Consider the following 1988-nt stretch of genomic DNA (forward strand, 5'->3'; position numbering starts at 1 on the left):
TTGCTCGATCTGGTGCGGCTGCCGGCCGGCGTGGCGCAGCGCACGCCCGGTGGCCTGTCCGGCGGGCAGAAACAGCGCGTGAACCTGGCCCGYGCGCTGGCGGCCGAGCCAGAGCTGATCCTGTGCGACGAGATCACCTCGGCGCTGGACACGGTAGTCGGCGCGGCCATCCTCGACCTGATGGCCGAGCTGCGCAAGGAACTGGGTGTCTCATATCTCTTCATCAGCCACGACCTGCACACCGTGCGCTCGATCTGTGACGAGATCGTGGTGATGCAGCATGGCCGCAAGCTGACCCAGGTCGCGCACGCGGACTACGACCGCGGTCCGCACCACCCCTACTATGCGCTGCTGGCGCGCTCGGTGCCCGAGCTGCGCCGCGGCTGGATCGATGAAGTCGATCTGCATAGCGACGATGCAGTGGCCGCCGGCGTCACCGCCTGACCCCGTTCTCACGGCGTGGCGTGATCGCAGCGATGACGCCAACCGGTCGGCGCAGCGCCAGCACGCGCCGGCCGGGAACAGTCGCGGTGGTCACGCCGTCATCGGCGCGCGGGGCTTCTCCAGCAAACCATTCGAATAGTCGCAACCTCGCCCCTTGCCTTCAGCTAGTGGCTCGCCCTGCTCGCGCAAGAGCAGCGGCGCCGAGGCTTCAAATGCAAAGCGACCGGCTTGCGCCGGTCGCTTGAGAGGGCCGCGCCTTGGCGGCACGGCGGCGGAACGCTAGCTCGTCGCAGGCGTCCTCAATACGGGGTGTGGTGGGATGGCGGGCGCATTTGGCTACCCATGCCAGAAGGCCGCGCCGTCGCCCCGGATTTGCGAGAGCACACTGCACCCAGGCTACCGCACTCCCGCCACCTTCCAGATCAGGCATCCAGCCAGACGTTCTCAGCAAACGAATAGCCCATCAGCCCCCCCAGCGGGATCGGCGACAGGCCCTTGAGCTTCGACGAATGTGCGTCGATGCTGGCCAGGAACAGCGGGATACCAATGCCGGCGTCCTCGTGGATCATGGTCTGCATGTCGCCATACAACTGCTTGCGTTTGGCGGTATCGGTTTCGCCCCGCGCCGCCAGCAGCAGCTGGTCGAACCTGGGGTTCTTCCAGCGCGATTCGTTCCACGGCGCATCGGACTTGAAGAACTGCGTGAGAATGGTGTCGGCGCTGGGGCGCGGGTTGACATTGCCGAAGCCTACGGGGCTGTTGAGCCAGTGATTCGACCAGTAGCCATCGGCAGGCATGCGCTTGATGTCGATGTCCAGGCCGACACGCTGCGCGGTCTGCTGCAGCACCGTCGCGATCTCCACCGAATACAGCGCGGCGGGCGAGGTCACCACCGGCACCTTGCCCGTCACGCCGGCTTTGCGGAAATGGAACTTCGCCTTCTCCGGATCGAAGGCGCGCTGCGGCAAATCCTTGAAGAAGAAGCGGTTGGTGGGGTCGATCGGCTGATCGTTGCCGAGCACCGCATAGTCGAGCGCGATGGCTTTCTTCATCTGCTCGCGGTCTTGCAGGTACTTCATTCCCATCAAGAAGTCCGGGCTCATGCCTGGACCCGCGTCCTTGCGCATGATCAGGTCTGAGTACTGCCCCGATTGCGTGACGAGGATGGCGTAGCCCGGCGTACCCTTGACTCGGGCCACGGCGCGGGGGTTGACCATGGCCACCAGGTCCATCCCGCCCGACAGCAGCGCGTTGACGCGCGCACTGTCATCCGCAATGCCGACGAACTCGATTTCGTCGAGATAGGGCTTGCCGGGCTTCCAGTAGGCGCCGTTTCGCACCACGAGTGTGCGCACGCCCGGCCTGAACTCCTTGATCTTGTAGGGTCCGGTACCAATGCCGGCACTGAAGTCGGTGGTGCCGTCCTTGACGATGAGGAAGTGGAAGGTGCCCAGGATCACCGGCAGGTCGGCATTGGGGCTGGTGAGCACCACCGTGACCTCGTTCGGGCCGGTGGCTTTCACGCTCTCGATCTGCTCGGCCAG

General features: G+C 65.3%; 2 protein-coding genes and 1 pseudogene. 1 reads left to right on the forward strand and 2 read right to left on the reverse strand.

Annotated features, from left to right (window positions below):
* Nucleotides 1–444, forward strand: a 444-nt coding sequence (locus AB4Z48_RS40385; RefSeq protein WP_441624497.1) for an ATP-binding cassette domain-containing protein, incomplete at its 5' end; no start/stop codon positions are given.
* A 16-nt stretch (nt 445–460) separates the two neighbouring features.
* On the opposite strand, the pseudogene AB4Z48_RS40390 reads toward AB4Z48_RS40385, so the two are convergent.
* Together AB4Z48_RS40390 and AB4Z48_RS40395 are read right to left on the reverse strand one after the other, a co-directional pair.
* Nucleotides 461–639: pseudogene (locus tag AB4Z48_RS40390) on the reverse strand (aldehyde dehydrogenase family protein); the annotation flags it as partial.
* A 227-nt stretch (nt 640–866) separates the two neighbouring features.
* Nucleotides 867–1988, reverse strand: a 1122-nt coding sequence (locus tag AB4Z48_RS40395) for an ABC transporter substrate-binding protein (RefSeq protein ID WP_441624499.1), incomplete at its 5' end; no start/stop codon positions are given.

Source organism: Cupriavidus sp. 2TAF22, from assembly GCF_052115045.1.
In the GTDB taxonomy this organism is placed as follows: Bacteria; Pseudomonadota; Gammaproteobacteria; order Burkholderiales; family Burkholderiaceae; genus Cupriavidus.